At 68.8% G+C, this 26,716-nt stretch carries 30 protein-coding genes and 1 pseudogene; 20 read left to right on the forward strand and 11 right to left on the reverse strand.

The window, feature by feature from the left end; translation table 11 throughout:
* Positions 1-2: 2 nt before the first annotated feature.
* Positions 3-182 (reverse strand): hypothetical protein, encoded by a 180-nt coding sequence (locus WK25_RS22665; protein WP_040141049.1) that lies wholly within the window; start codon positions 180-182, stop codon positions 3-5.
* Positions 183-467: 285 nt separating this feature from the next.
* On the opposite strand from WK25_RS22665, the gene WK25_RS22675 reads away from it, so the two are divergent.
* The gene (locus WK25_RS22675) at positions 468-680 is read left to right on the forward strand and encodes a hypothetical protein (RefSeq protein WP_040139516.1); all 213 of its coding nucleotides are present in this window, start codon (positions 468-470) and stop codon (positions 678-680) included.
* Positions 681-726: 46 nt separating this feature from the next.
* On the opposite strand, the gene WK25_RS22680 is transcribed toward WK25_RS22675, so the two are convergent.
* The 4 genes from WK25_RS22680 to WK25_RS22695 all read right to left on the reverse strand — a co-directional run bounded on the left by WK25_RS22680 (position 727) and on the right by WK25_RS22695 (position 4,114).
* Positions 727-1,029 (reverse strand): hypothetical protein, encoded by a 303-nt coding sequence (locus WK25_RS22680; protein WP_040139517.1) that lies wholly within the window; start codon positions 1,027-1,029, stop codon positions 727-729.
* An 86-nt stretch (positions 1,030-1,115) separates the two neighbouring features.
* Complete coding sequence (locus tag WK25_RS22685; protein WP_069242795.1) at positions 1,116-1,535, reverse strand: NUDIX hydrolase; 420 nt, start codon at positions 1,533-1,535, stop codon at positions 1,116-1,118.
* 107 nt (positions 1,536-1,642) lie between these two features.
* The gene (locus WK25_RS22690; RefSeq protein WP_040139519.1) at positions 1,643-3,025 is read right to left on the reverse strand and encodes a nucleobase:cation symporter-2 family protein; all 1,383 of its coding nucleotides are present in this window, start codon (positions 3,023-3,025) and stop codon (positions 1,643-1,645) included.
* 138 nt (positions 3,026-3,163) lie between these two features.
* Positions 3,164-4,114 (reverse strand): LysR family transcriptional regulator, encoded by a 951-nt coding sequence (locus WK25_RS22695; RefSeq protein WP_069242796.1) that lies wholly within the window; start codon positions 4,112-4,114, stop codon positions 3,164-3,166.
* A 133-nt stretch (positions 4,115-4,247) separates the two neighbouring features.
* Between WK25_RS22695 and WK25_RS22700 the strand changes: the two genes are divergently transcribed.
* The 4 genes from WK25_RS22700 to WK25_RS22715 all read left to right on the forward strand — a co-directional run bounded on the left by WK25_RS22700 (position 4,248) and on the right by WK25_RS22715 (position 7,322).
* Positions 4,248-4,964 carry an SDR family NAD(P)-dependent oxidoreductase gene (locus WK25_RS22700; protein ID WP_069242797.1) on the forward strand — a complete coding sequence of 239 codons (717 nt, stop codon included), beginning with the start codon at positions 4,248-4,250 and terminating at the stop codon, positions 4,962-4,964.
* A 267-nt stretch (positions 4,965-5,231) separates the two neighbouring features.
* On the forward strand, positions 5,232-5,567 hold the full coding sequence (locus WK25_RS22705) for a putative quinol monooxygenase (RefSeq protein ID WP_040141051.1): 336 nt from the start codon (positions 5,232-5,234) through the stop codon (positions 5,565-5,567).
* Positions 5,564-6,721, forward strand: coding sequence for an iron-containing alcohol dehydrogenase (locus WK25_RS22710; RefSeq protein WP_069242798.1), 1,158 nt, complete (start codon positions 5,564-5,566; stop codon positions 6,719-6,721). The genes WK25_RS22705 and WK25_RS22710 overlap by 4 nt, the downstream gene beginning before the upstream one ends.
* 10 nt (positions 6,722-6,731) lie before the next feature.
* Positions 6,732-7,322, forward strand: coding sequence for a putative glycolipid-binding domain-containing protein (locus WK25_RS22715; RefSeq protein WP_040139523.1), 591 nt, complete (start codon positions 6,732-6,734; stop codon positions 7,320-7,322).
* A 24-nt stretch (positions 7,323-7,346) separates the two neighbouring features.
* On the opposite strand, the gene WK25_RS22720 is transcribed toward WK25_RS22715, so the two are convergent.
* The gene (locus WK25_RS22720; protein ID WP_059546566.1) at positions 7,347-8,339 is read right to left on the reverse strand and encodes a sulfonate ABC transporter substrate-binding protein; all 993 of its coding nucleotides are present in this window, start codon (positions 8,337-8,339) and stop codon (positions 7,347-7,349) included.
* 205 nt (positions 8,340-8,544) lie between these two features.
* Positions 8,545-8,952, reverse strand: a complete 408-nt coding sequence (locus WK25_RS22725) for a DUF427 domain-containing protein (protein ID WP_069243501.1) — start codon at positions 8,950-8,952, stop codon at positions 8,545-8,547.
* A gap of 882 nt (positions 8,953-9,834) precedes the next feature.
* Between WK25_RS22725 and WK25_RS22730 the strand changes: the two genes are divergently transcribed.
* From WK25_RS22730 to WK25_RS22785, 12 genes are all read left to right on the forward strand, one after another.
* Positions 9,835-10,014: a Flp family type IVb pilin gene (locus tag WK25_RS22730; RefSeq protein ID WP_040139526.1), complete on the forward strand. Its 180-nt coding sequence runs from the start codon at positions 9,835-9,837 to the stop codon at positions 10,012-10,014.
* 87 nt (positions 10,015-10,101) lie between these two features.
* Positions 10,102-10,581: an A24 family peptidase gene (locus WK25_RS22735; protein WP_069242799.1), complete on the forward strand. Its 480-nt coding sequence runs from the start codon at positions 10,102-10,104 to the stop codon at positions 10,579-10,581.
* Between the two features lie 19 nt (positions 10,582-10,600).
* Complete coding sequence (gene cpaB / locus WK25_RS22740) at positions 10,601-11,623, forward strand: Flp pilus assembly protein CpaB (RefSeq protein WP_069242800.1); 1,023 nt, start codon at positions 10,601-10,603, stop codon at positions 11,621-11,623.
* A 63-nt stretch (positions 11,624-11,686) separates the two neighbouring features.
* Positions 11,687-13,069 (forward strand): type II and III secretion system protein family protein, encoded by a 1,383-nt coding sequence (locus tag WK25_RS22745; protein ID WP_040139529.1) that lies wholly within the window; start codon positions 11,687-11,689, stop codon positions 13,067-13,069.
* A 14-nt stretch (positions 13,070-13,083) separates the two neighbouring features.
* On the forward strand, positions 13,084-13,467 hold the full coding sequence (locus WK25_RS22750) for a CpaD family pilus assembly lipoprotein (RefSeq protein ID WP_040139530.1): 384 nt from the start codon (positions 13,084-13,086) through the stop codon (positions 13,465-13,467).
* A gap of 19 nt (positions 13,468-13,486) precedes the next feature.
* Positions 13,487-14,710 (forward strand): AAA family ATPase, encoded by a 1,224-nt coding sequence (locus WK25_RS22755; protein ID WP_069242801.1) that lies wholly within the window; start codon positions 13,487-13,489, stop codon positions 14,708-14,710.
* Positions 14,707-16,155, forward strand: a complete 1,449-nt coding sequence (locus tag WK25_RS22760) for a CpaF family protein (RefSeq protein WP_069243502.1) — start codon at positions 14,707-14,709, stop codon at positions 16,153-16,155. Before WK25_RS22755 ends, WK25_RS22760 begins: the two co-directional genes overlap by 4 nt.
* Positions 16,152-17,129 (forward strand): type II secretion system F family protein, encoded by a 978-nt coding sequence (locus WK25_RS22765; protein WP_069242802.1) that lies wholly within the window; start codon positions 16,152-16,154, stop codon positions 17,127-17,129. Before WK25_RS22760 ends, WK25_RS22765 begins: the two co-directional genes overlap by 4 nt.
* Positions 17,126-18,070 (forward strand): type II secretion system F family protein, encoded by a 945-nt coding sequence (locus tag WK25_RS22770; RefSeq protein ID WP_040139533.1) that lies wholly within the window; start codon positions 17,126-17,128, stop codon positions 18,068-18,070. Before WK25_RS22765 ends, WK25_RS22770 begins: the two co-directional genes overlap by 4 nt.
* Positions 18,067-18,924, forward strand: coding sequence for a tetratricopeptide repeat protein (locus WK25_RS22775; protein ID WP_069242803.1), 858 nt, complete (start codon positions 18,067-18,069; stop codon positions 18,922-18,924). Before WK25_RS22770 ends, WK25_RS22775 begins: the two co-directional genes overlap by 4 nt.
* On the forward strand, positions 18,921-19,349 hold the full coding sequence (locus WK25_RS22780; protein ID WP_069242804.1) for a TadE/TadG family type IV pilus assembly protein: 429 nt from the start codon (positions 18,921-18,923) through the stop codon (positions 19,347-19,349). Before WK25_RS22775 ends, WK25_RS22780 begins: the two co-directional genes overlap by 4 nt.
* The gene (locus tag WK25_RS22785) at positions 19,342-20,382 is read left to right on the forward strand and encodes a TadG family pilus assembly protein (RefSeq protein WP_069242805.1); all 1,041 of its coding nucleotides are present in this window, start codon (positions 19,342-19,344) and stop codon (positions 20,380-20,382) included. The genes WK25_RS22780 and WK25_RS22785 overlap by 8 nt, the downstream gene beginning before the upstream one ends.
* Here WK25_RS22785 and WK25_RS22790 read toward each other — a convergent pair.
* Complete coding sequence (locus WK25_RS22790; RefSeq protein ID WP_413464099.1) at positions 20,346-21,608, reverse strand: glycosyltransferase family 87 protein; 1,263 nt, start codon at positions 21,606-21,608, stop codon at positions 20,346-20,348. The two genes, WK25_RS22785 and WK25_RS22790, sit on opposite strands and share 37 nt — an antisense overlap.
* Positions 21,609-21,622: 14 nt before the next feature.
* Positions 21,623-22,699, reverse strand: a complete 1,077-nt coding sequence (locus tag WK25_RS22795) for a glycosyltransferase family 2 protein (protein WP_069242807.1) — start codon at positions 22,697-22,699, stop codon at positions 21,623-21,625.
* Positions 22,700-22,985: 286 nt separating this feature from the next.
* Between WK25_RS22795 and WK25_RS22800 the strand changes: the two genes are divergently transcribed.
* A complete protein-coding gene (locus WK25_RS22800; RefSeq protein ID WP_069243503.1) occupies positions 22,986-23,360 on the forward strand; it encodes a phage protein NinX family protein in 375 nt (124 codons plus the stop codon).
* A gap of 17 nt (positions 23,361-23,377) precedes the next feature.
* On the opposite strand, the gene WK25_RS22805 is transcribed toward WK25_RS22800, so the two are convergent.
* Positions 23,378-24,373 (reverse strand): ABC transporter substrate-binding protein, encoded by a 996-nt coding sequence (locus tag WK25_RS22805; protein WP_069242808.1) that lies wholly within the window; start codon positions 24,371-24,373, stop codon positions 23,378-23,380.
* A 251-nt stretch (positions 24,374-24,624) separates the two neighbouring features.
* On the opposite strand from WK25_RS22805, the pseudogene WK25_RS32170 reads away from it, so the two are divergent.
* Positions 24,625-24,741 (forward strand): annotated as a pseudogene (locus WK25_RS32170) (AEC family transporter); the annotation flags it as partial.
* Positions 24,742-24,803: 62 nt separating this feature from the next.
* On the opposite strand, the gene WK25_RS22815 reads toward WK25_RS32170, so the two are convergent.
* The gene (locus WK25_RS22815) at positions 24,804-25,985 is read right to left on the reverse strand and encodes a LysR family transcriptional regulator (protein WP_069242810.1); all 1,182 of its coding nucleotides are present in this window, start codon (positions 25,983-25,985) and stop codon (positions 24,804-24,806) included.
* On the opposite strand from WK25_RS22815, the gene WK25_RS31825 reads away from it, so the two are divergent.
* Complete coding sequence (locus tag WK25_RS31825) at positions 25,984-26,676, forward strand: hypothetical protein (RefSeq protein WP_167432666.1); 693 nt, start codon at positions 25,984-25,986, stop codon at positions 26,674-26,676. The two genes, WK25_RS22815 and WK25_RS31825, sit on opposite strands and share 2 nt — an antisense overlap.
* Positions 26,677-26,716 lie beyond the last annotated feature (40 nt).

A 26,716-nucleotide genomic window follows, 5' to 3' on the forward strand; every position in this document is an offset into this window, starting at 1 on the left:
AATCAGCAATTGCCTTTCTTTGCCTGCCCGGGCGGGCAGAACCCGTTCCCCGGCCCGCCTTGCGGTGCGACGACGACCGGCGGGCCCGCAACATAGGCGACGCACCCGCCGAGCGCGCCGACCACGCTCGCCGCGGCGAGCAATGCGATAACCCCTTTCTTGCCGCCTTGTTCGGCGTACACAGTCCCGCCGGCTTCGATCGGCGCGACTTAGCCGGAGATCGCGCCGCTCACGACGGCCGCGCCGCGGCGGCGCCGCTCGATTGCGGCGCGCGGCGATCGAATCTGCGCGATGACCGTGCCGCTTTTATGACGCGGCCGAGTACGCCCGATCACGACCTGCAAAAACTTGATCGGTAAAAGCACCAAATTCGCGCGAATTGTTTCGTCGCTATAGTCCAAACGTGAACGATAGCGACGGCGTAATGCGCCGCCACCGTTCAGGCAATGACTGTAGACGGATGCTGTATGAAAAACACAATCGAAAAGACCACCGTACCGGTATGGGGTGTGGCGGCCGGCGTACTGCTGGCTGCCGCTGGACTGAGTCTCGGCATGTTCCCGAAGGCGCTGCACAGTGCGGGAACCGCAAACGAATTCATGGCATCCGGCATCGCGATGCTGGGCATCTTCCTCGCCGTCTATTCGGCGCACGAACTGCGACGCAAACGCGTGTACTGAGCGCGCGCACCGCCGATCCGCAGCCCGCCGCAGTCCGGCCGGCGCGTCATGAATGCGTTCGCCCGTCCGGCGGCCCCGCATCGATCAACAGATCGTCGACGATGATTTCGCCAGCCGCGCGGCCGGCGCGCAACGCGTGGAGCGTGTCGTCGAACAGGCGGCCGCCGTCGTCCGCGAGGCGGACTGGCGTGAGCAGGCGCGGCGCGCTGCCGGCCGTGCGTACCTGCACGACCGCGACGAACCCGAAGCGCAGCGCGTCGGGTGGCGGCGCGTGGTCGCGCGGCGGGGCGAGCCGGAATTCGCAGCGGACATCGATCGTGTATCCGCGGTAGGTGTACGCACTGTTCATCTGCAGCTCGCTCGAAAGGGAACGCGACGACGGACCGTGGGCGCATGATATCGGCTCATGCGGGCCGTTGGGGGTGGGGCGTCTACCTACTTGAGGACTTCATGCTCGTACACGAGCTCGACGATGCGTTTCGTCGGGATGCTCGCGCGCAGTTTCTCGACGCTGTCGATGCGAAACCACTTGCACTTGTCGATCTCGTTGCTTGCCTGCGGCGTGTGATCGGGGCCGACTTCGGCGAAGAACACGTGATGAACTTTCGCAAGCCCGGTGAAATGCATCGAGTAGACGAGGGCCTGGCCGGTGATGCCGGTTTCCTCTTCCAGTTCGCGGTGTGCGGCGTCGAGCGGCGTTTCGCTGCGCTTGATCGTGCCGCCCGGCAGCGCCCAGCGCGACGATGCGCGCGCGACCAGCAGCACCTGTTCGTCGCGAAAGCAGACGACGGTCGCCCGTTCCTTGATCGAAACGGTGCCGGTTTCCAGCGTCTTGGGCGAAAGGATTTGAGGCATGAACCGATTCTAGCGAGTGTCGGGCGCCCGGCCAAGCCGATCTGTCGGGGCCAGAGCCGGGCATCGCGGTGCGTCGATCGCGCGACGTCGTCGCGCAACGCCCGCGATTAATTCTGTTCCGGCAGGAACCAGTTCATCACCAGCGCGCAGATGCCGCCCGTTGCGACGCCCGATTCCAGCACGTTCTTCAGCGCATGCGGCAGGCTGTTCAGGATGTCCGGCACCTGCGACACGCCGAGACCCAGCGCGAGCGACACCGCAATGATCAGCAGCGCGCGGCGGTCGAGGTGGATGCCCGACAGGATGTTGATGCCGGATGCGGCCACAGCGCCGAACATCACCATCGCCGCGCCGCCGAGCACCGGCTCCGGCACGGCCTGCAGCGCGCCCGCGACGACCGGGAACAGCCCGAGCACGACGAGCATGCCGGCGATCCAGATGCCGACGTAGCGGCTCGCGACGCCGGTGATCTGGATCACGCCGTTGTTCTGCGCGAACACGGAGCTCGGGAACGTGTTGAACACGCCGGCCAGCAGCGAGTTCGCGCCGTTCACGAGCACGCCGCCCTTGATCCGCCGCATCCACACCGGCCCTTCGACCGGCTCCTTCGAGATCTTGCTGGTGGCGGTGACGTCGCCGATCGCTTCGAGCGACGTGACGAGGTAGATGATCAGCATCGGCACGAACAGCGACCACGAGAAGCCGATCCCGAAGTGCAGCGGCGTCGGAATCTGGAACAGCGCGGCCTGATGCATGCCGGTAAAGTCGAGGCGGCCGAGCATCGCGGCCGCCGCATACCCGATCGCCAGCGCGATCACGAGCGCCGTGCTGCGCACCCACACGATCGGCACGCGATTCAGCAGGATGATGGTGCCGAGCACGAGGCAAGACAGCGTCAGGTTCTGCGCGCTCGCGAACGTGCCGTTCGCCATCGCGCCGAAGCCGCCGCCCATGCTGACGAGGCCGACCTTGATCAGCGTGAGGCCGATCAGCAGCACCACGATCCCGGTGACGAGCGGCGTGATCAGGCGCTTCACGAACGGCAGGATGCGCGACACGCCCATCTCGACGAACGAACCGGCGATCACGACGCCGAAGATCGCCGCCATCACCGTTTCGACCGGCGTGCCTTGCTTGACCATCAGGCTGCCGCCGGCGATCAGCGGGCCGACGAAGTTGAAGCTCGTGCCCTGGACGATCAGCAGGCCGGCGCCGAGCGGGCCGAAGCGCTTGCATTGCACGAAGGTCGCGATGCCGGAAATCACCAGCGACATCGACACGATCAGGGTCGTATCGCGGCTCGACACGCCGAGCGCCTGGCAGATCAGCAGACCCGGCGTGACGATCGGCACGATGATCGCCAGCAGGTGCTGGAGCGCGGCGACGAAGGCCACCATCGGCGCGGGCCGGTCGTTCGGGCCGTAGACGAGGTCGTGCGACGGATCGGTGTCGGCGTGGGACACGGATCGGGCAGGGGAAGCGGGTTGCATGGCGAGCGGGCCGGACAAGGTGGAAAGTGCGGCATTTTAGCCGAAGGGCCCGCCGGCGCCCGCGCCGGCTGCAAACGCCGGGATTCGGGATAACGGTGCCCGATCAGGATGGCCGGGCGTGCGCGCCGTGCCCGCTCGTCAGCGCGGGCGGGCCTCCGGATATGCGCGCTTGCACACGTCGATCACGGCATCGCGCAGCCGGCGATGCGCCGCGTCGCCGTGCATGCGCGGATGCCATAGCGCGGACACGAGGATCTCCGGCAACGGGATGGGTATCTCGAAGCTGCGCAGGCCCAGCGCGTCCGCGACGCCGGGCGTGAACGCGTTGCCGAGGCTCGAGCGCGGCACGAGCGCAATGAGGTCCGTGCCCGCTGCGACGCGCATCGCATCGGGATAGCCCGGCACGACGACGTGCACCGCGTGCGATGGCGCGAGCGGGCCAGCCGGATCGTCCGCCGGCCCGCCGAAATCGCCGAGCTGTGCCGCGATCACGTGGCGGCAGCCCGCATAGCGGGCGCGCGTGACCTTGCCCGTGCCGCTGCCCGACGAGAACAGCGGATGCCCGGCGCGCGCCACCGCGACGTGCCGGTCGTGAAACAGCTCGCGCGTGTGCAGCTCCGGCGCGTCGTCGCCGCGCTTGCCGATTTCCAGGTCGACCGTGCCGTCGCGCAGCGGCGCGGGGTCGCGGTCGGGCTTGGCGACGAAACGCACGCGCACGCCGGGGGCGATGTCGCCGATTGCGGCGACCACCGGAGCGGCGAGCATGTCCATGAACGACGCCCCGGCGCGGATCGTGAACGTCGACGACAGCGTCGCCATGTCGATGCCGGCGGTTGCGGGTCGCAGCACCGCGCGTGCATCGGCTGCGACCGCATGCACGCGATCGCGCAAGGCCGCCGCATGCGGCGTCGGGACGAGCCGGCGTCCCGCCCGCACGAGCAGTTGATCGCCGGTGGCGGCGCGCAGCCGGGCGAGCGTGCGGCTCATTGCCGACGTGCTCAGTCCGAGCCGGCGCGCCGCAGCGGTCACGCTGGCTTCGGTCAGCAGCGCGTCGAGCGCGGTGACGAGGTTCAGGTCGATGTCGTCCATCCGGACAGCATAAGGCATCGCACGATGTGACAGGGCGTCCGATGCAACTATCGATTGATTGTCATGCGTCTGGTGCATCTGTCGACGCATTCCTATAGTGGCTGGATCACGGACTTCGGCAAAGGCAGACATCATGCAATCGACTGTATCCGCCACGGGCGCGCGATCCATCCTGCTCGTCGCGGCGTCGCGCGGGCTCGGGCTCGCGATGGCCGAGCAATTCCTGAACAAGGGCTGGCACGTGACAGGCACGGTTCGCGCGGGATCGGGCCGCACGAAGCTGCACGAGCTGGCCGAGCGGGCCGACGGACGGCTCGACATCGATACGCTGGATATCTGCGAACCCGCGCAATTGTCCGCGTTGCGTGCACGTCTGGCGGGCCGGCGCTTCGACATGCTGTTCGTGAATGCGGGCACGACCAACGATCCGAACCAGACGATCGGCGAAGTCGCGACCGACGAATTCGTGCGCGTGATGATTACCAATGCGCTCGCGCCGATGCGCACGATCGAGGTGCTGCACGATCTCGTGCCCGACGACGGGCTGATTGGCGCGATGTCGTCGGGGCAAGGCAGCGTCGCGAACAACGTGACCGGGATGCGCGAGGTCTACCGCGGCAGCAAGGCCGCGCTGAACCAGTTCATGCGCAGCTTCGCCGCGCGTCAGGCCGCGACGCGGCGCGCGCTGGTGCTGATGGCGCCTGGCTGGGTCCGCACGGAACTCGGCGGCCCCGATGCGCGATTGACGATCGACGAAAGCGTGCCGAGCCTCGTGAACGTGCTGATCGACAAGCAGCGGCGCGCGGGGCTCGAATACCTCGACTACCTTGGACGCACGGTGCCCTGGTAAGCGTCGCGGCGAGACCGCGTGACGCCGGAGCCGGCGCCGCACCGGCGTCCGCTCGGCTTCGACGGGAATCCGTCGCGCGGAGCGTCGCCTTCGCATGCGTGACGGCGCGCTGCGTGCGCTGCGCCGATTCAATACAATGCGACGTCGAGGCGTCCGCGCGGTATCGCGCATCCGGCCGCCATGTGCGATGAGCGGAATCGACCAGCGACCGCGCATCTTGGAATGACGGTTCGCCGCAGCGAGCCGCCGGCGAATATGGAGTGCAGCATGAACGAGCCTTATCTGCAGGTCATCGCGCATTTCTTTGCGAAACCCGGCAACGGCGACCGCGTGGTGGAACTGCTCGCGGAACTCGCGACGGCCACGCGCGCGGAGCCGAAGAACATCGATTACGCGTACTTCCGGTCGCCGGTCGAGCCCGATCACATCGTGATCCTCGAGCGCTACCGCAGCGCGGACGGCCTCGACGTGCATCGGGAAACGCCGCATTTCCAGCGGATCGGCGTCGGCGCGATCATTCCGTTGCTCGATCGCCGCGACGTGACGTGCTACATGGTGCAGCCGGACACCGGCACGGCGACGCCACCGGGAGGCGCCCGATGAACCCGTTTCAGTTCCGTACCGTTCCGACGCAGATCGTCGAATTCGGCGCCGCGCGCCGGCTCGGCGCGCTGTTGCGCGAGCGCTTTCCGGCGCTCGCGCGGATGTGCGTCGTCACCGATGCGTTCCTGCATCGCAGCGGCGTGCTCGCGCCCGCGCTCGCGAGCCTGGCGGACCACGGCTGGCACGTGACCGTGATCGACGACGTGATCGCCGATCCGCCCGAGCACGTCGTGCTCGAAGCGACCGCGCGGGCGGTGGCGGCCGATGCGGAGATCGTGCTCGGGCTCGGCGGCGGTTCGTCGATGGACGTCGCGAAGCTGATCGCGGTGCTTGCGCCGGGCCGGCAGCCGCTCGCGGACATGTACGGCGTCGACAAGGTGACGACGTCGCGGCTGCCGCTCGTGCAGATGCCGACCACGGCCGGCACCGGCTCCGAAGTGACGGCCGTGGCGATCGTCACGGTCGGCGAAGCGCGCAAGATGGGCGTCGTGTCGCCGCACCTGTTCGCGGACGTTGCGATCCTCGACGCCGAGCTGACGCTCGGCTTGCCGCGTGCGGCCACGGCCGCGACGGGTATCGACGCGATGGTGCACGCGATCGAGGCCTATACGTCGTCGCGGCTGAAGAATCCGGTGTCCGACATGCTGGCCGTGCACGCATTGACGCTGCTGTCGCGCAATCTGCTGAAAGCCTGCGACGACGGCAACGATCGGCACGCGCGCGAAGCGATGCTGGTCGGCGCGATGTTCGCGGGTCAGGCGTTCGCGAACGCACCGGTCGCGGCCGTGCATGCGCTCGCTTATCCGGTCGGCGGCATTTTCCACGTGCCGCACGGGTTGTCGAATGCGCTCGTGCTGCCGCACGTGCTGCGCTTCAACGCGCCGGCGGCCGCATCGCTGTATGCGGAACTCGCGGCGGTCGTCGCGCCGGCCGCGACGGGCAGCGACGAAGCGCGCACCCGCGCACTGATCGACGAGATCGATCGGCTGATCGTCGCGACGGGCATTCCGCGCACGTTGCGTGAAGTCGGGATCGGCGAGGGCGACCTGCCGAGGATGGCGTCGGATGCGATGCTGCAGACGCGTCTGCTCGTGAACAATCCGCGCGACGTGACCGAAGCCGACGCATTGGCGATCTATCGCAGCGCGTGGTGACACGGCCGACATGACCGAATCCCAAACGGACGATGCCGCGCGCACGCGCTGCGTCGCGTGGCAGATCGTGCAGACGTGGCAGGGTGCCGAATGGTGCCGGCTCGCCGAAACGCGCGCGGGCATCGACCTGTCGGGCTCGGTCGCGGGCGCGATCGGCGGCACGCCGTTTCGCGTCGACTATGCGATTGCGTGCGGTGCGGACTGGTTGACGCGCTCGGTGCGCGTCACGCACTGGCGCGACGCGCAACCGCCGCGCGAGTTCCAATTCGAATGCGAAGCGGGACGCTGGACGATCGACGGCGCCGATGCGCCGGCACTGGCGGGCGCGACCGACATCGATCTCGGCTTCAGCCCGTCGACCAACACGCTGCCGATCCGGCGTCTCGGGCTCGCGGTCGGTGCGTCGGCAGTCATTCATACCGCGTGGCTGCGCTTTCCGGCGTTCGACCTCGTGCGCGGCGAGCAGCGCTATACACGCACGGCCGAACGTGTCTATCGCTACGAGAGCGGCACGTATGCGGCCGATATCGCGGTCGACGATGCAGGGCTCGTGATCGACTACGACGAATGGCGGCGGATCGGCGCGGCGCCCGCGCCGTGATCCGCCGCGCCGCGCGGCGGCGCGTCAGCGCGCGTTGGCGACCGTCACCTTGCCGGGAATCAGCTTCAACGTGCTGAACGCATCGGCGATGTTCTGCTGATACGCGAGCGTCGCATCGGTGATCGGCTGCACGCCGTAACCGGTGCGTTTGAGCGCGACTTCAAGCGTCGGTGCATCGAGGCCGACGAGCGGCGACAACTGTGCGGCGACGTCCGGGACATGGTCGCGTCCCCAGCGGTCGACCGCATCGACTTCGTCTAGCAACGCGCGCAGCACCGGCCGCTGGGCGGCCGCATATTGCCGGGAAGCGAGGTAGTACTGCGTGTTGCGCACGAGTCCTTCGCCATCCGCGATCACGCGTGCTCCGAGTTGTCGTTCGGCGGCCGCGAGATAGGGATCCCAGATCACCCACGCGTCGACGCTGCGCTGCACGAACGCGGCGCGCGCGTCGGCAGGCGTCAGGTAGATCGGCTGGATGTCCGTGTACGCGAGGCCCGCGTGTTCGAGCGCCTTCACGAGCAGGTAGTGGACGTTCGAACCCTTGTTCAGCGCGACCTTCTTGCCGCGCAGTTGCGCGACGGAGCGGATCGGCGAATCGGGCAGCACGACGATCGCTTCGCCGTGCGGCGCCGGCGGCTCGTTGCCGATATAGACGAAGTCGACGCCGGCGGCCTGCGCGAAAATCGGCGGCGTCTCGCCGACCGTGCCGACGTCGATCGCGCCCGCGTTCAACCCCTCGAGCAGCTGCGGACCAGCCGGGAATTCCAGCCATTGCACCGTTACGCCCTGGCTTGCGAGCCGTTTCTCGAGCGTGCCGCGCGCCTTGAGCACGACGAAGTTGCCGTATTTCTGGAAACCGATCCGCAGTCGCTTGTCGCTGCCTTGCGCGTGCGCAGCCAACTCCGCGAGCGGGCCGAGCGCGAGCCCCGCAGCGGTGGCGGCCGCGCCATGCAGCCAGCGGCGGCGGCGCGGGTTCGCCGGGGGCGTTTCAAGTCGGGCGTGCGGTGTGTCGTTCATCGAGGCGTCCTGCTGGCGGGTTCACGGGTCGCGCGTGCATCGTGCGACCGGCACGCGCTGCGGCCGGTTCCGGGGAACGCATGCTGCCGGCGCGTGCCGGATCCGAGACGATAGGGCAGCACGCGCCGGCGGCCAACCAATGAATCCGCATATGCAAATCAGCGGCCGGACGCTACGGGAACGGCAACGCGGCAGGACGGCGTGCTCACTCGCTGACGAGCGGGCTCTCGTCGATCGAATCGACGCGGTCCGGATAGAACGCGAGGTGCCCGCGAATCGACTCGACGGCCGAATGCGGATGCTCGTACGTCCACACCGCGTTGGTCGCGCGTTCGCCGCCGGCAGGAATCGAGTAGTACGCGCAATCGCCCTTGTACGGGCAGTACGTCGCGTGGCCGGTACGCTGGAGCAGCGACATGTCGGCGTCTTCGCGCGGCACGTACAGCACGGCCGGGTAGCTGGCCTCGCGCAGCACAAGTGCATGCCGCGTGTCGGCGACGATCTTGCCCGCCACCTTCACGACGACGCGCGACGAGTGCGGTTCGATCAGGATCGGATGATCGGGGCCCGGCGACTTCACCGGACGAGAGGGTGTATCGGGATTGATCGACATCATGGATTCTCCGTGAACGAGCCGCGCCCTCGCGCGTGCGGGATGCCGGCGTTGACCAACCGATACGATGCGCCAATTTCGCGGAAGCTGCAGAGGGCCGGAGAGAAGTCTGCGGAAGCGAGTGAACGACGCGTGTGCGGGCGTACCGGCGCGCCGCGCCGCGCGGCAAGCGCGACATGCTGCGCGTTGGTGACCAACCGTTCGTGAAAGAAGACTCAACCGCGCTTATCGCAGCATTTCGGGTTGGTAAATCGCCAGCGATACCGTTGCGAAATGACGAAAACTGCGCGGAGTGCGCATCGCACATGCCGATCGGGATGTGCAATATTTTCCCTCGACGTGCGGGGGAAAGAGAAAACGATACCGATAAATGGAGTGGGTGTTCCCTTTTCTGAACGGGTTGCGGAGGGCCCGAAGAGGTGGTCGAAAACGCCATGAAAATCATGGTGTTGCAGGTTTCTCCCGGATGCTCGCGCCGGCGTTTTCATTCTTACGCCGCACTTCGACGAACGGCCGCCGCTGCTTTGAAAAAAACAATAAGCAACGCACATGAATTTCGTTGTCGCAGGCGCTGCACGGTAAATACATTCCGACGCCAAATAATTTGAAATAGCCGAAAAAATTGTCTATACCCTAGACGAATCGGCGCGATGCGCAGTGTGCCGATGCGGTGTCGTAACAAGCGCGCGAGCGAACCGGCAGAGGCCGCGGCCGATCGTCGCGCGTTGCAGCGATCGAATGGATTCCGGGGTATGTGGACGGCTCGATGTCGGGGCCGCCGCATGAGTCATGAATGGGCGAAACGCAGTGCACGCCACCCGAAGCAACGCCGCGTCTTTACATTCAACGGTCGATCACCGACCCCGTCACACGGAGGTTGTCATGCTGCAATACGTCAAGTCCCTGCTGCGCGATGAACGCGGCGTCAGCTCGCTCGAATATGCGGTTCTCGCCGGCATCATCGTCGTGGCGCTTGCGGCGGTCGGCACGTACCTCAGCGGAACGACGGGCCTGCAGAGCATATTCACGTCGTTGATCAACAAGGTCGCAGGGCTGATCTGATCTCCTGAACCCGCGCGCCGCCGGCCAACACACGGATTCGCAGCGCTAAGACGTGTCGGGACGGGGGCGCCGACGAAAGGCTCTCCGATGCTCTATCTCGTACAGTCGGCGGCGACGGTCGTGCTGGCGTCGCTCGCGATGCAGGACGTTCGCGCGCGGCGGTTGCCCAATCGTACGGTGCTTGCGTTCGCGATGCTGTACGTCGCCGCGGCGGCGCTGGCGCGCGACGGCCTCGCACACGTCGCCGGCCATGTTGCGACCGCAACGGTGATGCTGGCCGTGTTCGGCGTCCTGCATCGCGCGGGCTGGATCGGCGGCGGCGACGTGAAGCTGGCGGCGGCCGTGTTCCTGTGGGCCGGCCCGGCGCTCGCGTTTCCGGTGTTGACGATCGTCGGCGCGAGCGGTGCGGCGTGCGGCGTCGTTGCGCTGGCGATCGTCGCGCATCGTCACGGCGGCGCGCCAACCCGCACACTCGCGACGCGCGGCGTGCCGTACGGCGTCGCGCTCGCGATGGGCGGCGCGCTGGCCGTGTGGGCGCCATTTTCCCGCGTCGTTTCGCTTACCTAGCCGGGGGACGCGCACCGCCATGCCCAAACCGCTGAGAATGGCCGTGCTGATCGTCGCCGCCGCCATCGGCGCGTTCATCCTGCGCCAGGTTTATGTCGCCGCGTCGACGCCGTCGGCAGCTGGCACGGCTAGCGACGTCAACGTGCGAGTCGCGGCGGCCGACCTCCCGGAAGGGCTGCTGCTGCGCGACAACGATCTCGCATGGAAGCGCATGCCGCGCGCGCAGGCGCCGGCCGGTGCGTTCCTCGAATCCCAGCCGGGCGCGGACCTGAAGGGGGCGCTGCTGCGCAATGGCGTCGCCGCGGGTGCGCCGATTCGCGCGGAAAACGTGATTCCGGCTGGCGCGCCGGACTTTCTCGCTGCCGCGCTGCAACCGGGCATGCGCGCGATCTCGGTGCCGGTCGACGACGTGTCGGGCAACGCTGGGCTGATCCAGCCCGGCGACTTCGTCGACGTCGTGCTCACGCAGCAGATCGGCGGATCCGCGACGACACCCGGTACGTTCGAAGCGGAGACGGTCGTGCGCCGCGCGCGCGTGCTCGCGGTCGGCTCGGAATTTCAGCGTGCGAAGGCGCCCGCGAGCGCAGCCGACGCGCCGGTGCGCGCGCGCACCGTCACGCTCGAGGTCGCGCCTCGCACCGCGCAGGTCGTGCTGGTCGCCACGCGCCTCGGTTCGCTGTCGCTCGCGCTGCGCAGCTTCGCCACGCGCGAGCGCCGCGAGGCCGCAGGCGGCGGCGAACAGGAGCCCGATACGCCACCGGTGTGGGCCGGCGACGTGTCGCGCGCATTCCGCGACGCGACGCGTTCGCCGGCCGCGAGAACGGACACGGGCCCGCGGGCGGTGCCGCAGGGCAACACGGTTGTGATCTATCGCGGCTCATCGGTTGACGACGGCTCGCGCGGTGGCGGCGGCATCGGTACGCCCGGCATTCCGCCGCTGCCGTCCGGCTGGCCGGGTACGCCGGTTGCGCAGGGTGCGCCCGCCGCCGGCAACGTCGCCGGCACGACGGCGCAAGTGCCGGGCGCGGTGGTGCCGCAGTGACGAGATGACGCAGTGTCGATTCGGGACGGGCCGTTCGGCGGCCGGTATTTGACGGGAACACGCATGGTGCGCACGGTTCGTTGGATCGCTTTCTGGTGGCTGGCCTGTGTCGTCGCGCCGGGCGCCGCGCTCGCGCAGCGCGCGCACGCGCCGGACGCCGGCGCGGCGTTGACCATCGCGACCGGCAAGGGCGAGATGCTGTCGCTGCCGGAACCGGCGACCGCGATGTTCGTCGCGGACCCGAGCATCGCGGACATCCAGGTGCCGTCGCCGCGCACCGTGTTCGTGATCGGCAAGAAGGCCGGCACGACCACGCTGATCGCGCTCGGCGCGAGCCATCGGCCAATCCTGCGCCGGACGGTGATCGTGCAGGTCGACACCGCATCGCTGCAGGCGGTGCTCGACAGCCGTTTTCCGCAATTGAAGCTGTCGGTGTCGGGCGCTCCGGGCTCGCTGATGGTGTCCGGCAAGGTGCCGGGCGCGGCCGACGCGGACGCCGTGATGCAGTCGCTCGCGCCGTACGTGAACGACAAGGAAAAGATCGTCAACCGGCTCACGCTGTCGCGGCCGATCCAGGTGAACCTGCGTGTGCGCGTGACCGAGGTGAGCCGCAACATCACGCAACAGCTCGGCATCAACTGGAGCTCGCTCGGCGCGGCCGGCAATTTCGTCGGCGGGCTGTTCGGCGGGCGCACGCTGTTCGATCCGACGACGAAACTGTTCAACCTGTCGCCGACCGGCGCGTATTCGGTGCTCGGCGGCTTCCGCGCGGGGCGCTGGTCGATCGACTTCGTGCTCGACGCGCTCGATCAGGAAGGGCTGATCACGATGCTCGCGGAGCCGAATCTCACCGCGATGTCCGGCCAGACCGCGAGCTTCCTCGCGGGCGGCGAGATTCCGATTCCGGTCGCGCAGGCCGGCAACACGACCGGCGCGATCACCGTGGAGTTCAAGCCGTTCGGCGTGTCGCTGGATTTCACGCCGACCGTGCTCGCCGACAACCGGATCAGCCTGAAGGTGCGCCCGGAGGTGAGCGAGGTCGACCCGAACAACAGCGTGACGACCGGCGGCGTGACGGTGCCGGGCCTGTCCGTGCGCCGCGTCGAAACCACGGTCGAGCTGTCGAGCGGGCAGAGCTTTGCGATCGGCGGGCTGCTGCAGAGCCAGACGGCCAATACCGTGTCGCAGATCCCGGGGCTCGGCCGGCTGCCGATCATCGGCCGGCTGTTTTCGTCGAAGAACTTCCAGGACAACAAGACCGAGGTGGTCGTGATCGTCACGCCGTACATCGTGCAGCCGACCGGCCCCGGGCAGCTCGAGCAGGCGCTCGACACCGTCGCGCGGCCGAGCAGCGATCTCGAGTTCGCGATCCAGCGCAATCTCGGGCTCGACCTGTTGTCGGGCGACACGCCGCGTCTCGTCGGCGCGGCGGGCTTCGTGTACTGAACGGAGGAGCGCGCATGCGAGTTCGGACGTTGTTCACCGCGCCTTTGCCGTTGGCGCTCGCGGCGTGCCTGTCGGCGCCGCCGCCGGTCAACCTGCCCGATGCACGTGCGATCGGATTTGACGGCGTGCGCGCGGTGCCGCCCGACTGCGCGAAGCTGATGCAGCCGTCGCATCTCGTCGATGCGGGATTCGGGCGGCCCGGCGTGCCGTTCGGCTGCGCGACCTACACGAATCTCGCGGCGATGCTCGCGCGCCCGGAAGACCTCGTCGCCCCCGTGCCGTACGGCGGTGCCGACGCGCAGGTCGCGGCCGACGCGGTGCGCCGCTACGTCGAGGATCGTGTGAAGCAGGCTGCGCCGGCCAAGGCGCTGACGACGACCGGCGCGCCCGGCCATTGACCCACCCGATGCGATTGCGATGCCGCCCATGAACATCCTCGCCCGTCAGAACGTCAAGCGCGCCGACGCCGCCGCAGCGGCGGACCTCCTCGCGGTCGTGTCCGATGCCGGCAGCGAGGACGTGATCCGCCGTGTCGCGCAGGACCTGTCGATTACGCGCGCCCACGTGGAGGCCGGCAATTGCGACGACGCGATCGGGTTGCTGCAGCAGCACGAGCGCTCGCCGCGCCAGCTGATCGTCGACGTATCGGACTCGGTGATGCCGGTGTCGGACCTGATGCGGCTCGCGGACGTATGCGATCCGTCGGTGCGGGTCGTCGCGATCGGCACGCAGAACGACGTCGGGCTGTTCCGCAACCTGCTCGGCATCGGCGTGCAGGACTACATCGTGAAGCCGCTGACGGTCGATCTGATGCGGCGCGCGCTGACGACGACCGAGTCGGTCGTGCAGGTGCGCACCGGCAAGATCGTCAGCTTCGTCGGCGCGCGCGGCGGCGTAGGCACCACGACGATCGCGGTGAGCCTCGCGCGCTGCCTGGCGGGCGAGAAGCGGCGGCGTGTCGCGTACGTCGACCTGGACCTGTACGGCGGCGGCGCGAACTCGATGCTCGGGCTGTCGAGCAACAACGGGCTCGTCGAATTGCTGAGCATGGAACAGCGCCCCGATGACGCGCTGTTCGACCGCATGCTCGTCACGAAGGGCGACCGGCTGCACGTGCTGTCCGCGGAACTCGCTTATGGCGAGGACGCGCAGCTGCGCGACGATGCGATCGAGCGGCTCGTCGACATGATGAAGGACCGCTTCCATTACGTGCTGTTCGACGTGGGCAACCGTGTCGGCAAGCTGTCCGAGGATGCGCTGGCGGTATCGGATCTCGTCTATATCGTCGCCGACCGCTCGGTGCACGCCGCGTACGAAGCCGCGCGGCTCGCACGCTTCGTGAAGGAAATGCCGGGCGAGCGGATGCTGTCGATGGTGCTGAACAATCCGCTGGAGCCGGTCAAGGGGCGCGTCGCGCGCGCCGATTTCGAGGATGCGTTCGGCGGTGTGCAGCTGCGCGAGCTGCCGCACGATCCGCAGTCGCTCGCGATCGCGGAGAACCTCGGCGAGCCGATCGAAGGCGCGAAACACCGCGGCTTCCCGGAGGAGATCCGGATGCTCGCGAACGGCATCACCGGCGAATCGATGGCCGTCGCCGAGCCGTGGTATGCGCGCTTCGTCAAATGGAGGAAAGGATCGTGACGTTCGGTACCCGCAAACGGCCGACGCAGGACCGCGCGCCGGCGGGCCCTCCCGCTGCGCCGCGCGACGACTCGCCTGCGCCGGCTCCGGTCGCGAGCCCGGCGCCGGCGTCCGGTTCCGCGTCCGGTTCCGCGTCCGGTTACGCGTCCCCGCGCGGGGCGGCAACGGCCGATACGCAGGAAGCGCTGATCCGTTCCGGCAAGTTCGATGCGATCCGCACGGCGGTGTTCGCGTCGATGAACATGTCGGCCGCGCTGATGAAGACGCGCGACGAAGTGCGGGCGGGCATCGAACAGGTGGCCGCGCATACGGTCGAGCGCGAGCGCCTGAAGATCACCGCGGGCGAGCAGGTGCTGATCGTCGACGCGATCCTGAACGACATGTTCGGCGTCGGGCCGATCGAGCCGCTGCTTGCCGACGACACCGTGTCCGACATCCTCGTCAACGGCCCCGATCAGGTGTACGTCGAACGCGCTGGCCGGCTCGAACTCACACCGCTGAAGTTTCGCGACAACGCGCACGTGACGAGCGTCGCGCAACGGATCGCGGCGGCGGTCGGGCGTCGCGTCGACGAGAGCAGCCCGATGGTCGACGCGCGTCTCGCGGACGGCAGCCGCGTGAACGTGGTGCTGCCGCCGATCGCGATGCGCGGCGCGTCGATCTCGATCCGCAAGTTCGCGAAGCGCGACATCACGCTCGCGCGGATGGCGCATCAGGGCAACATCTCGCACGCGATGCTGCAGGTGCTGAAGATCGCGTGCGCTTGCCGGCTGAACATCGTGATTTCCGGCGGCACAGGCTCGGGCAAGACGACGCTGCTCAATGCGCTGTCGCAGCACATCGAGGAGCATGAACGGATCGTGACGATCGAGGATGCGGCGGAGCTGCAACTGCTGCAGCCGCACGTCGTCAGTCTCGAGACGCGGCCGGAGAATACGGAAGGGCTCGGCGGCATCTCGCAGCGCGATCTCGTGCGCAACGCGCTGCGGATGCGGCCGGACCGGATCATCCTCGGCGAAATCCGCGGCGCGGAGGCGTTCGACGTGCTGCAGGCGATGAACACGGGCCACGACGGCTCGATGACGACGATCCACGCGAACTCGCCGCGCGACGCGATCAGCCGCCTCGAAAGCATGGTCATGATGGCGAACGCGAACCTGCAGCTGCTGTCGATCCGCCGCCAGATCGCGAGTGCCGTGCATCTGTTCGTGCAGGTCGAGCGGATGCGCGACGGCGTGCGGCGCGTGACGCGCATCACCGAGATCGTCGGGATGGAAGGCGAGGTCGTCATCACGCAGGATCTGTTCGCGTTCCGCCAGGAAGGCGACACGACCCGCGACGTCGTGAAGGGCGTGTTCGAGGCGTCGTCGCTGCGGCCCGCGTTCGCGCCGCGGGCCGCATATTACGGCGTCGAGGACGCACTTTCGGAGGTATTCCGGCAATGAATGCGGCCGACGTATTCGCGCTGGGCGCATTCATCGTGATCCTCGCGATAGGCGTCGGGTTGTCCGCGTTGTTCGAGCGCGCGCGCCACGCGCCGGAGCAGCGCATTCGCGCGCGCATGCGGCATCTCGCACCGACGCCCGCGGGCCGCGAGACCGGTGCGGCGGCGGCGTCCGGTGTCGCGCTGTTCGACCTGCCGCGCCGGCACGGGCGCGCGCGCGCGTGGCTGCAGCGCTACGTCACGCGCGTGCGCGCAGTCGCCGGCCAGCGCGGGATACGGATCGTCGTCGCGAGCACGATCGCCGGTGCGATCGCGGCAATCGTCGTGGTGAAGCTGGTCACCCTGCCTCGCCTGCTGTATCCGCTAATCTACGTCGGCTTGCCGCTGCTCGCGATGCGCGCGAGTTACCGCGCACTGATCGAGCGCTTCCGGATGCGCTTTCTCGCAGCGTTTCCGGACGCGATCGATCTGATCGTGCGCGCGGTGCGCGCGGGCATTCCGGTCACGCAGGCGATCAGCGCGGTGGGCGAGAACGCGGCCGAGCCGGTGCGCTCGACGTTCCGCACGATGGGCGACAGCCTGCGCGTCGGCGTGGATCTGAAAGACGTGCTGACGCAAGCGGCGGACCGGCTGATGATCGCGGATTTCTCGTTCTTCACCGTCTATCTGCTGCTGCAGCGCGAAACCGGCGGCAGCCTCGGCGAGACGCTGGACGAACTGTCGAGCATCATTCGCACCCGCCGCGACATTCGCCTGAAGACGCGTGCGTTGACCGCCGAGGGGCGCATCACGACGAAGATCATCTCGGCGGTGCCGTTCGTGATGATCGGCGCGTTGTTCCTCGTGAACCGCACGTACGTGATGCTGCTGTTCGATACGCACGCAGGGCGCGTGATGCTGACGATTGCGGCGGTGCTGCTGACGATCGGTCTGCTGACGATTCACAAGATCTCGAAACTGGATACCGCGCGATGACGATGTCGATGGTGGCCGGCCGCGGCCTCGAACTGTTGCTGCTGCTCGCGTGCGTCGCGCTCGCGCTGGCGACGCCCGGCGGCGGCACGCGCCAGCGCATTGCCGAGCGCGTGCGGCAGGCGGCCGGCCAGCGGCCGCCGTCGCTCGCGAGCGGCCGCCTGCAGCCTGGCGATGTGCGTCAGAACCTGACTCGGCGGCTTGCGCAGCTCGGCGATCGGCTGCCCGTGCTCGACCCGATGCAGCGCGTGAAGCTCGGGCTGCAGCTCACGCGCGCCGGCTTTCGCGACCGCCGTGCGGTCGCATCAATGATCGGCGTCAAGCTGAGCGTCGGCGTGCTGTTCGCGGGCATCGCGATCGTATTCAGCCCGTACATCCCGCACCTCGGACAATACTTCCCGATTCGCGCGATCGCGATGGTCGGCGCGTTCGTGATCGGGGTGATCGTGCCCGAGTACGTGCTCGGCGCACTGATCCGGCGGCGCAAACGCATGATCGCCGCATGCTTTCCGGATGCACTGGATCTGCTCGTGATCTGCACGATGGCCGGAAACAGCCTCGTATCGGGCATGCGCCGCGTCGCGCGGGAACTGCAGCGCATCTGTCCGCCGCTCGCCGACGAGTTGACGGTATGCGCGGACGAGCTGACGCTCGGCGGCAACGTATCGGAAGCCATGGCGCATTTTGCGTTGCGCGTCGATTTTGCGTCGGCGCGCTCGCTTGCGACGACGCTCACGCAATCACAGCGCTTCGGCACGCCGATCACGCAGGCGCTGCGGACGCTGTCGCGTAGCGAGCGTACCGAGCAGATCGTTGCGCTCGAGGAACGAGCGGCGAAGCTTGCGCCGAAGATCACGTTGCCGATGATGCTGTTCATCCTGCCGACGGTCGGCCTGATCGCGGCCGGCCCGGCAGCCATCCGTCTGCTCGAGGTGCTCAAATGAAAGGCTCCGCACGACGCGCATGCGCATTCGCGATCGTATTGCCGCTGCTCGCCGGCGGCTGCGCGCCGGCGATCCAGACTCGTCCGGTGCTGTCGCACAAGAGCGACGACCCGCAGGCGGAATTGCGGATTGCCGACAGCGCGCTGGCCGGCGGCAACGTCGATCTCGCAGCGACGCTGTACGAGAAGGTGCTGGAGAAGCACCCGGATTCGCTCGCGGCGCGCGTCGGGCTCGGCGACGTGAATTACCGCACCGGCGATCTCGAGCGTGCGCGGCTGCTCTACGAGCAGGCTCGCCAGCAGGCGCCCGCCGAACTGGGGCCGCAGGTCGGACTCGCGCGCGTCGCATTGCGGCAGCGCCGGCTCGACGAGGCCGGCCAGCGCTACCGCGCGTTGCTGGCCGCCCAGCCGAACCTTCCGCTCGCGGCGCAAGGGCTCGGCACGGTGCTCGACCTGCAGGGCCGCCACGAAGACGCGCAGGCCGTCTACCGCGACGCCCTGCGCGTGCATCCGGAAGCGCAGGGGCTGCGCGTCGATCTCGGGCTGTCGCTCGTGCTCGGCAATCGCGCGCGCGAGGGCGTGAACGTGCTGCTCGACGTAGCCGGGCTGCCCGATGCACCATGGCAGGCGCGACAGAATCTCGCGTTTGCGTATGGCGTGCTCGGCAACACCGATTCGGCGAAGAAGCTGCTGTCGGCGGATCTGCCGGCGTCGGCCGTGGCGGACAATCTGCGCGTCTACCAGGCCGTGCGGGCCAGGCTTGCCGCACACCCGGTCGCTGAAGCGTCGCGCCCGTCGACGGGCGCGGCGCTCGAGCCGCGCGCCGTGCCGGACGCAGCGGGAGCAGCAAAATGACACGCGCGGCGATGCGCGCGCGCGCGGCGCGCGGCGTGGTGTCGCTCGAGTTCGCGCTGATGTTGCCGTTCCTGCTGATGGTGCTGATCGGCATCATCGACGTGAGCCTGCTGCTATGCGACAAGGCGGTGATCACGAACGCGAGCCGCGAAGCTGCCCGGGCCGGCGTCGTGCTGCGCGTGCCGATGCTGACGACGACCCAGATCGCCAACGTCGCACTCGGCTACACGCAGAACAGCCTGGTCAGCGGCGGCGCCGCGACGCCGCCGACGGTGACCGTGACGCAGGCGAACGGCACGACGTCGGGCTCCGCGCTGACCGTGACGGTGACTTATACGTATTCCGGGATGGTGCTCGGCACGGCGCTCAGCGCGCTGACCGGCCCGGTCACGATCTCCGCGAGCTCGGTGATGCGCTATGAATGATGCAGCCTGCGCACGACGCGCCCGTGCCGCGCGCGAACGCGGTTCCGTCGCGCTGTTCTTTCTGATGTTCCTGATTCCGCTGCTGTCGTTCGGCGCGCTGGCGATCGACATCGCGTGGGTCGCTACCGTGCGCAACCAGTTGCAGAACGCCGCCGACGCAGCGGCGCTCGCGGGGGCCGATGCGATGATGTCGCCGACCGGCGGCGCGTTGAACTGGTCGCAGGCCGCGCCGGCGGCGAACGGCGTGATCGCGCAGAATTCGGCGGCGGGCGCGCCGCTCGCGACCGGCACGGTGACGACCGGCTACTGGAACGTGACGCGCACGCCCGCGTCGATGCAGCCCGTCACGATCACGCCCGGCCCCTACGACGTGCCGGCGGTGCAGGTGACCGTGTCGCGCACGCCCGGCGTCAACGGCGGCTCGATTCCGCTGCTGCTCGGCACGTTGCTGGGCGTTCCCGGTGCATCGGGGAGCGCGACCGCGATCGCGGTGCTCGCCGCGCCGGGCGGCGTCGCGGCCGGCGGGCTGTTTCCGATCGCGATCGATCAGTGCGTGTACAACCAGTACTGGAACGCGCAGACCAACCAGCCGCTGATCAATCCGCTGACGGGGCTGCCGTACGAGTTTTCGATCACGAACGGCCAGACGTACGGCACGCTGTGCATGGGCGGCCAGTGGACGTCGTTCCAGTCGACCGCGACCGATACGACGACGATGAGCGGCCTGATGGTGACCGGCAACCCGACCACGCTCAACATCGGCGACAGCATCTATCTCGCGACCGGCGTGAAGGCGACGCTCTACACGTCGGTGCCGGTCGGCGCGACGGTCGTGCTGCCGGTCGTCACGCAGACGTCGAGCAGCACGTACGTGCCGATCGTCGCGTTCGCGGCGTTTCGCATCGACGTGTCGCTGGGCGGCTCGTACAAGTACATCCAGGGGCACTTCGTCGCCGGCGTCAAGATGACTGGCGTTGCGACCGGCGTCGGGCCTTACTACGGCGTGTACGTGCCGCCGCGACTCGCGTTGTGAGCGTCGTGCCGCGCGCGGCGCAGCAGCACGAGCAGCGCAAACAGCGTCACGGCCGGCCCGATCTGCGGCAACTGCAGCCACGGATTCAGGTATTCGACGCCCGGCAGCGCCCACATCAGCGTGATCGCTGCCTGCTCGCCGCGCAGCCAGCCGTCGCGCCAGCCGATCGACAGCATGCATCCAATTGCGACCGCGAGCCACGCGAGTTCATAGTGCCACACGTACGGGTTCGCCACGAGCGTCGCGACGGCCAGCACGGCCGCGCGCACGCGGGTGTCGCGCGATTGCCTCCACGCGGCGCACGCGGCCGCGATCGCGATCGCGGCGATACAGGCGTGCACCGCATACGTGGCGCCGAGCGGCATGCCCGCGAGGCGAAGCGTTGCGAACGGGGTCGGCGACACGAACCAGAACGTGACGCCATGCTCGAGAATGATCGACCGGGCGAGGGCGGTGCTGGAGACGAACCGGCGCAGCGAGTCGACGCCGCAGACGAGTACGCTCGACACGGCGAACACGCCGCTCGCGAGCGCGGCCCACGCAATCGTGCGCCATGCGCGCACGGCCACCAGCACGAACGGGAACAGCAGCGCCATCTGCGGCTTGACCGACAGCAGCGCGATGCAAAGGCCGGCCCACACCGGTCGCCGGTCGGCCCAGAAAACGGCCAGCGCCGCACACGATGCGGTCAGGAATGCGTTTTGTCCGAGGCTCGCCGTGACGAAGACGCACGGCGCGGCGGCCAGTGCGAGCGGCGCGACCGCAGCCGCGCCGCGGATGGCGCGCAGGCCGGACACGTGCCACACGGTCGTGCCCAGCACGACCACGCCGCCCGCGACGAACAGCGGATACGCGAGCGCGAATGGCAGCAACGCGAGCGGCGTCACGAGCAACAGATAGGTGGGCGGGTACAGCCAGGGCGCGAAGGTGCCGTGATGCAGGTTCGTGAACAGTTCGGCCGACAGCCGCGAGAACGCGGAGAAATCGTATGCCTGCGCTGGCGAGCCGTGCAGCATCACGTACGACGCGGACCAGAATACCGAGAAGTCGGCGCCGGGGCGCAACGTGACGGCGCCGTTCGAATCGCGCACGACGGCGACCCAGATCACGATGAACAGCAACTCGAGCACGAGCATGAGCGCGCTGTACAGCACCACGCGGCGCGAGGTGAGCCACGCGCTGGCCGTGCTATCCGCGGTGCGCGTCGACTGGCGGAGCATGTCCAATTGCGCGCCCGGGCCTATTTGAACGATGCCTTGCGGGCCGCGATGCCGGCCGCTGACGGCATCGCGGCCCGGCGGCGCAGCTGATGGGCGCGCTTCAGCGGAAACTGCAGCAGCTTCGATGCCGGGTGCGCGGCGGCGTCGCGCTCGGCGCGGTAGCGCCGCCTGACGAGGTAGACGGGGCGCTGCTTGGATTCGTGGTAGATCCGGCCGAGATATTCGCCGATCACGCCGATGCCGATCAGCTGGATGCCGCCGACGAACAGCACGACGGAAATCAGCGACGGGTAGCCGTGTACGGGATTGCCGAACAGCAGCGTGCGCACCACGATGAACGCGCCGTATACGAGCGACAGCATCGCGAACGTGATGCCGACGTAGGTCCACACGCGCAGCGGCACCGTGCTGAAGCTCGTGATGCCCTCGAGCGCGAAATTCCAGCGCCGCCAGCCGGAGAACTTCGAGCGCCCGCCGCTGCGCGGCGCCCGCGTATATTCGACGATCGTGGTGCGAAACCCGACCCACGCGAACAACCCCTTCATGAACCGGCGCCGCTCCGGCAGCGTGCGCAGCGCATCCACGACGTCGCGATCCATCAGCCGGAAATCGCCGACGTTCTCCGGCATTTCGACTTCGGACAGCGCGTTGTGCACGCGATAGTAGAGCGCCGCGGCCGCGCGCTGCAGATACGGGTCGCACATCCGGTCGGTGCGTTTCGCGGCCACGACTTCGGCGCCGTCGCGCCAGTGTTCGATCATCGCCGGAATCAGCGCAGGCGGATCCTGCAGGTCGGCGTCGATCACGATCACCGCAGCGCCGGCCGCTTCGTCGAGCCCCGCGGTGAGCGCCGCTTCCTTGCCGAAGCGCCGCGTGAGATCCACCACCTGCACGCGGGCGTCGCCGGCGGCGATCGACAGCAGCCGTTCGAGCGTGCGATCGCGGCTGCCGTCGTTGACGCAGACGATCTCGAATCGCACCGCGGCGACCGACTCGAGCACGGGCAGCGTTTCGGCAAAGAATGCGTCGATCGTTTCTTCTTCGTCGTGAAACGGCACGACGAGCGATATCAGCGGCTTCCTGGCGTGCATGGACATGCTGCGGTCTCTCCGAGCGATCCGGCCGGCGCTGCACCGTGTGGTTTTCGTTGTCGTTTGCCGAACGGGCGCGGCCCATGCGGCGCGAAGGCGGTTCCGGCCTGCTGGTTCAGCGCAGGCCCGACGACCGGCAGTCGATTCATTGTAGGCAAGAATCGCCGATTCGTAGCACGTATCGACGCGTGCTTGCGGCGGCCGCGTTGCCGGTCAAACGGTCGGCGGCCCGCATCGACGCCGGGCGCGCGGCGGCGCTACGATGACGCTTTCGACACGGAAGGAGCGCGCGATGCAAGTTCAGGATCTGACCGGCGCATCGCTCGATTTCTGGGTGGCGATGGCGCTGGAGCTCGGCGCGCCGCGCGTCGGCGCGGCGGGATGCACGGCGATTCGCGCAGTGGGCGGCGTGCCGGTGCCGTTCGCGCCGTCGTCGTCATGGCCGGACGGCGGGCCGCTCGTGGAGCGGCTGCCGTTCGGCGCCTTCGAGCGCGACGGCGGCCACGGCGGGTGGCGTGCGGTGCTGCATCGGGCGGTGCCCGCAGCCGGCGAACGCTGCACGTTCGATCAGTCGGGGCCGACGTTGCTGATTGCCGCGATGCGCACGCTGGTCGCGTCGACGTTCGGCGACGACGTGCCGGATCTCGACATGTCGAAGCCGCGCTGAAACAGCGGTGAGAGCCGTTACGCAGCCGACAGGTCGCGCACCGCGATCGACGCGACGTCGACGCGCCTCGGCAGGATCGCGTCAGCGGCCGCGCGATCGGCAACACGCTGCAGCACGGCGATGTCCGCGCCGCTGATGCCGCGCTGCGCGAGGGCCGCGCGGCCGGCGATATCGGCGGCCGCGTCGCGCGGCAGGCGCGTGAGCGACGCATAGACCGTCGCGTATTCGGCCGGGTTCGCGAGCGCCCACCGGCCGGCGCGCGTGAGCCGCGCGAGCACGTCCGTCAACGCCGCGCGCTTCGACCGGTCGTCGAGCGTGTCGACCGGCGACGTGAGAAAGGCCAGCCCCGAATTGATGCCGGTGCCGTCGCGCACGATCCGGGCGCCGCGCCGGACCACGTTGCCGTAATACGGATCGAAGGTCGCCCAGATGCCGATCTGCTTCGCCTCGAACGCGGCGAATGCATCGACCGGCAGCACGAAGCGGACGTCGACGTCGCCCGGCGCAAGGCCGTGCTCGCGCAGCGCGCCGTACAACTGATATTGCGAGATGCTGCCGCGCGCCGACGATACGACGACGGTGCGCCCCTTCAGGTCGGCGACCGTGCGCACCGGCGAATCGGGCTGCACGACGATGCCGAGCGATGCGGGCGAGCCGACCCGCGTCGCGACGATCCGCAGAGACGGATCGCCGAGTGCGGCCGTCAGCACGGGCAGGTCGCCGGCAGGCGCGAGATCGATCGCGCCCGCGCGCTGCGCCTCGAACAGCGGCGCGGCGCCCTGGAAGTTGGCCCACCGAAACCGGTACGGCACGCCGTCGAGCACGTGCGCCGCTTCAGCCAGCGCGCGCAGGCCGCCGGCCTGATCGCCGAGCACCAGCGTGACGTTCGACAGATCGGCGCCGGCCGCGCGGGCAGCGGTCGGAACGGCGGCGGCGCCGGCGAGCGGTGCGGCGGCCAGGGCGGCCACACGCAGCAGCGCGCGGCGGCGGGCCAGGGTGGCGGGCGATGTCATCGGCGGGTCCTCGGTGATCCGCGCGGGCCGCGCGGCTGCCGGGCAGATTACGGAATCGGTGTGGCGGCGGCAAACATCGATTCGCGAAATGCTTATTCGGGCGTCGTTGAATGAGCGGGCGTCACTGCGATGGCGATGCGTTCGCGGTGGCGCATGCGCGTTCGCCGATGCGATGGCGCGAATGCGTGGCAGCAGGCAGGCACAGTGCGCACGAATGCGCGTACTGCCGTCCGCCGGGCGCATGCTTTGCAGAGATCGTGGTCGTGCTGGCTGCGCTACCGGTCGGCACCGGGCCGTACATGCTGCGCGACTGCCGCGTGCGCGAAGCAGAGGTGACATCGCGCACGATCCTGCGATCGACGCTCGGAGGGCGACCGTGTCGGTGTCGGTCAAGCGCGCGATTGCGCGGCATGTGCAGGCGGGGTGTCCGTCAGTGCGCCTTCGTCACGGTCCGGTGGACGCGCGCCGCAGGTGCGGCAAGCGCGCGCCGCGCGTTGCAGCACTGAATCGGCGGCCGGCGGCGGGTGTGCCGCGCCGGTTCCGGCGCGTCGGGCGCGGCCGGTGAAGCCGTACGCGCATCGGTGTCCGCAAGCTCCAGCGCAGCCGGCACCGCCGAGACCGCCGGCTGCGCCGCTTCCGCGTCGAGCCAGCCGCGCGTCGCTTCGGCGATCAGCGCACGCAGCCAGCGCACGCCGTCGACGCATGCGCCGGATTCGTCCCACGTTATACGGTACGCGATGTCGGGCGGTTCGGCCGGCAGCGCAACCGCGCCGAGCGGCAGCAGTTTCGCGTAGTGACGCGCGAGCCGATATGTGGTGGTCAGGATCAGGTCGGAGCGCACGAGCGCATGCGCTGCAAGTTCGAAATGCGGCAGCGTGACGACGATCCGGCGCCGCAGGCCGACGCGTTCGAGCTGCCGGTCGATCGCGCCGGACGCTTCGAGCCACGACGGCGTCGGGCACAGCTGCGCGGCTTGCGCGAAGGCGTCGGCCGTCATCGCGCCGCGTCGGGCGAGCGGGTGCGTCGCCCGCATCAGGCACACGATGCGATCGTCGAACAGGTCGTCCTGCCGGAAGCGCGACGTGCGGGCGGGGCGGTTGTCGATCACGACGTCGAGTTCGCCGTCCGCGAGCGCGCGTTCGTCGTCGAAGCCGTCACCGAGCGGATGGAACACGAGCTGCGCATCCGGCGCGCGTTCGCGGAACAGCGCGACGAGCTTCGGCACGAACAGCACGTTCAGGTAGTCGGGGCAGCCGATCCGGTACGTGCGCACCGACGTGCGTGCGTCGAACGTCGGCTGCTGGATGCGGATGAAGTCAATCACGCGCAGTGCATTGCGCAGCGGCTCGATCAGCCGCGCGCCGAACTCGGTCGGCACCATCCCGTAGCGGCTGCGCACCAGCAGCGGATCGCCGAGCAGCGTGCGCAGGCGTTTGAGTGCGGCGCTCGTTGCCGGCTGCGACATGTTCAGACGCACGGCCGCGCGCGACACGGTGCGCTCGGAGAGCAGCACGAGCAGGATGCGCATCAGCCGCGCGTTGAGTATGTCGAGCGCGCCCGTGGCGTCGGATGCGTCGAGGCGACCGCCGTTCGGCTCCCGTGCGTGCCGCATGTCGCTACGCGTTCCCGCGGCCCGTCATTTGACGAAGGTGCGCGGTCGGCGCGAGGTCGGGATCGGGCAGCCCCGGGCGCAGCGCGGGATCGCGCGCGGCCGTATCGGTTCGATGCAGGGCGTCGTCCGGGCCGGGCACGACGCCCGCGCGGTGAGTGGCTTCCAGGTGCACGCGTTGTCTCCTTCCATGTCCGGCGCGAAGCGTCCGCGTGCGCAGGCAGCGCGGGCGTCGTCGGCGTTATGTGCCGGATTTGTTCGCGAGTATGGGCGGTGGGCGCGGCGATGGGAAATTAAATATTCGGCTGACCGTCATTTGAAAAGCGAATGGGGCGCGACCGGCAGGTCTGCGCCGCGGCACATGAATTGCGTGATGACCGGTTCCATCCACATCGACATCAGCGGAGGTGTCATGCAGCGATATTCCATTCGTCAAGTATCGCGAGCCGTTTTCGCCGGCGTCCTGATCGCCGGCCTGGCGGCGGGTGCGGGCTGCAAGAAGACTTCGAACGACACCGGCACCAGTGCGAGTTCGGACACGAGCGCCACGGGCGGCATGTCGCCCGCGCCGTCCACCGCGCCTTCGGGCATGCCGAGCAGCGGCACGGCCGGCGCCGATAGCGGCACGACCGGCGGCGCGGCGAGCATGCCGGGCACGGCGTCCACGCCGGCTGGCGCGAGCGGCGGAGGCTGATCGGCGGCGGCGGGCGGCACGTGCGCAGGTCCACGGCCTG

Source organism: Burkholderia latens (genome assembly GCF_001718795.1).
In the GTDB taxonomy this organism is placed as follows: Bacteria; Pseudomonadota; Gammaproteobacteria; order Burkholderiales; family Burkholderiaceae; genus Burkholderia; species Burkholderia latens_A.

Excerpts from the sequence above, each read along its gene's own strand:
- WK25_RS22675 (WP_040139516.1), top strand. The coding sequence starts at position 468 with ATGAAAAACACAATCGAAAAGACCACCGTACCGGTATGGGGTGTGGCG.
- WK25_RS22680 (WP_040139517.1), bottom strand. The coding sequence starts at position 1,029 with ATGAACAGTGCGTACACCTACCGCGGATACACGATCGATGTCCGCTGC.
- WK25_RS22685 (WP_069242795.1), bottom strand. The coding sequence starts at position 1,535 with ATGCCTCAAATCCTTTCGCCCAAGACGCTGGAAACCGGCACCGTTTCG.
- WK25_RS22690 (WP_040139519.1), bottom strand. The coding sequence starts at position 3,025 with ATGCAACCCGCTTCCCCTGCCCGATCCGTGTCCCACGCCGACACCGAT.
- WK25_RS22695 (WP_069242796.1), bottom strand. The coding sequence starts at position 4,114 with ATGGACGACATCGACCTGAACCTCGTCACCGCGCTCGACGCGCTGCTG.
- WK25_RS22700 (WP_069242797.1), top strand. The coding sequence starts at position 4,248 with ATGCAATCGACTGTATCCGCCACGGGCGCGCGATCCATCCTGCTCGTC.
- WK25_RS22705 (WP_040141051.1), top strand. The coding sequence starts at position 5,232 with ATGAACGAGCCTTATCTGCAGGTCATCGCGCATTTCTTTGCGAAACCC.
- WK25_RS22710 (WP_069242798.1), top strand. The coding sequence starts at position 5,564 with ATGAACCCGTTTCAGTTCCGTACCGTTCCGACGCAGATCGTCGAATTC.
- WK25_RS22715 (WP_040139523.1), top strand. The coding sequence starts at position 6,732 with ATGACCGAATCCCAAACGGACGATGCCGCGCGCACGCGCTGCGTCGCG.
- WK25_RS22720 (WP_059546566.1), bottom strand. The coding sequence starts at position 8,339 with ATGAACGACACACCGCACGCCCGACTTGAAACGCCCCCGGCGAACCCG.
- WK25_RS22725 (WP_069243501.1), bottom strand. The coding sequence starts at position 8,952 with ATGTCGATCAATCCCGATACACCCTCTCGTCCGGTGAAGTCGCCGGGC.
- WK25_RS22730 (WP_040139526.1), top strand. The coding sequence starts at position 9,835 with ATGCTGCAATACGTCAAGTCCCTGCTGCGCGATGAACGCGGCGTCAGC.
- WK25_RS22735 (WP_069242799.1), top strand. The coding sequence starts at position 10,102 with ATGCTCTATCTCGTACAGTCGGCGGCGACGGTCGTGCTGGCGTCGCTC.
- cpaB (WP_069242800.1), top strand. The coding sequence starts at position 10,601 with ATGCCCAAACCGCTGAGAATGGCCGTGCTGATCGTCGCCGCCGCCATC.
- WK25_RS22745 (WP_040139529.1), top strand. The coding sequence starts at position 11,687 with ATGGTGCGCACGGTTCGTTGGATCGCTTTCTGGTGGCTGGCCTGTGTC.
- WK25_RS22750 (WP_040139530.1), top strand. The coding sequence starts at position 13,084 with ATGCGAGTTCGGACGTTGTTCACCGCGCCTTTGCCGTTGGCGCTCGCG.
- WK25_RS22755 (WP_069242801.1), top strand. The coding sequence starts at position 13,487 with ATGCCGCCCATGAACATCCTCGCCCGTCAGAACGTCAAGCGCGCCGAC.
- WK25_RS22765 (WP_069242802.1), top strand. The coding sequence starts at position 16,152 with ATGAATGCGGCCGACGTATTCGCGCTGGGCGCATTCATCGTGATCCTC.
- WK25_RS22770 (WP_040139533.1), top strand. The coding sequence starts at position 17,126 with ATGACGATGTCGATGGTGGCCGGCCGCGGCCTCGAACTGTTGCTGCTG.
- WK25_RS22775 (WP_069242803.1), top strand. The coding sequence starts at position 18,067 with ATGAAAGGCTCCGCACGACGCGCATGCGCATTCGCGATCGTATTGCCG.
- WK25_RS22780 (WP_069242804.1), top strand. The coding sequence starts at position 18,921 with ATGACACGCGCGGCGATGCGCGCGCGCGCGGCGCGCGGCGTGGTGTCG.
- WK25_RS22785 (WP_069242805.1), top strand. The coding sequence starts at position 19,342 with ATGAATGATGCAGCCTGCGCACGACGCGCCCGTGCCGCGCGCGAACGC.
- WK25_RS22795 (WP_069242807.1), bottom strand. The coding sequence starts at position 22,699 with ATGTCCATGCACGCCAGGAAGCCGCTGATATCGCTCGTCGTGCCGTTT.
- WK25_RS22800 (WP_069243503.1), top strand. The coding sequence starts at position 22,986 with ATGCAAGTTCAGGATCTGACCGGCGCATCGCTCGATTTCTGGGTGGCG.
- WK25_RS22805 (WP_069242808.1), bottom strand. The coding sequence starts at position 24,373 with ATGACATCGCCCGCCACCCTGGCCCGCCGCCGCGCGCTGCTGCGTGTG.
- WK25_RS31825 (WP_167432666.1), top strand. The coding sequence starts at position 25,984 with ATGTCGCTACGCGTTCCCGCGGCCCGTCATTTGACGAAGGTGCGCGGT.
- WK25_RS22815 (WP_069242810.1), bottom strand. The coding sequence starts at position 25,985 with ATGCGGCACGCACGGGAGCCGAACGGCGGTCGCCTCGACGCATCCGAC.